Below are 375 nucleotides of genomic sequence, written 5' to 3'. Positions count from 1 at the left end.
TATTCGATTGGATGGAGGAATTGACTCCATAGGGATAAAAGGAGACATTGATTTGAAAATATCAAATCCTGGAAGGAATGAAGTCACTGTTTTATTTGAAACAACAGCAAAAGAGGAAAAAATAGATGTTTACTATATTTTAGATAATCAGTTAACCATAAAACGTAGTTACTATTCTAATATTAGTAATCAAAAAATAAAAGAGAGTGTGGACATCTCTCAAGCCGAAGAAGAGCGACTATTAAAAATTGTTCAAAAAGAGCTTGAGGATTTCATGGAAAAGATGTATCAGACTTTGTATGGATAGTTTACCAGAGAAAGTAGTTTCTTGCTCAACACAATGCTGTATGAACAACTGGTTGTGTTGAGGAATTT

At 32.3% G+C, this 375-nt stretch carries 1 pseudogene; it reads left to right on the top strand.

Features of this window, described 5'->3' with window-relative positions:
- A pseudogene (locus HMPREF2701_RS04855) lies at nt 1-307 on the top strand (thiol-disulfide isomerase); the annotation flags it as partial.
- Nucleotides 308-375 lie beyond the last annotated feature (68 nt).

This window comes from Streptococcus sp. HMSC077D04 (assembly GCF_001808785.1).
GTDB lineage: Bacteria > Bacillota > Bacilli > Lactobacillales > Streptococcaceae > Streptococcus > Streptococcus mitis_BX.
Note: the sequence above shows the minus strand (reverse complement) of the source record. Positions and strands in the feature narration are given on the sequence as shown.